Genomic DNA, 727 nt, shown 5'->3' with positions numbered 1-727 from the left:
CAATAGCTCAGTCAGGTTGAGCGCTCGGCTGATAACCGGGAGGTCCGCGGTTCAAATCCGTGTTGGCCCACCTACTGCCCGCTCGGTCTCCGACCGGGCGAGATTGGTGGGCTGGGACTCCCCAGCCACCCAATTTCGGTATTCTAACGCTCCTGAGAATGGGGTCTAAAATCGTCATTCCACTAGGTTCCTAAGCGCGCCCCGACGCCGTACAGCGGTGCGCGAATCATGTGCTATAGCTGCGCCAACCGATATCGCTCCCCCAGTTAAGGTTTCACCGACAACCATGTGTGATATTATGTAGTCTAATTTAAGTAAGTCTTTTCTATTACACTACTTGATTAAATTATATATTATTATATAATTTTATCTAAATCCAGCTTCGTCAAACGCAGTGTTGACAATATCTGGCGTTGGTGAATTAAGATATGGCTCGATCGCCTGAAACGAGTCCCACCCGCCGACCGTCATGACGACGCGCGGGTCCATCTGCCGATCGACGAGGAGCCGCTGCGCGAACCGGCGCCGGAGATCGTGGCTCGACACGTGGCGGAAGTCCTCGTCGCCCGTCGCTTCGGCCGCGCGCTCGGCCGTGCGCTTGACCACCGCCCGGACGCCGCTCTCGGAGAGGTCGACGATCGGCTCGTGGCGGCCGACATCCTCCGAGCGGACGTACCGATGGAGATCGCCCTCGACCTCCCGCGGGAGGTAGGCGTCGCGAGGCTTC

At 57.6% G+C, this 727-nt stretch carries 1 protein-coding gene; it reads right to left on the bottom strand.

The features are described 5' to 3' along the window. Window positions 1-366: 366 nt before the first annotated feature. Window positions 367-727, bottom strand: a 361-nt coding sequence (locus tag EXE44_RS17545; RefSeq protein ID WP_137718017.1) for a site-specific integrase, incomplete at its 5' end; no start/stop codon positions are given.

The organism is Halorubrum sp. SS7 (genome assembly GCF_005435055.1).
GTDB classification, from domain to species: Archaea; Halobacteriota; Halobacteria; order Halobacteriales; family Haloferacaceae; genus Halorubrum; species Halorubrum salinarum.
Note: the sequence above shows the minus strand (reverse complement) of the source record. Positions and strands in the feature narration are given on the sequence as shown.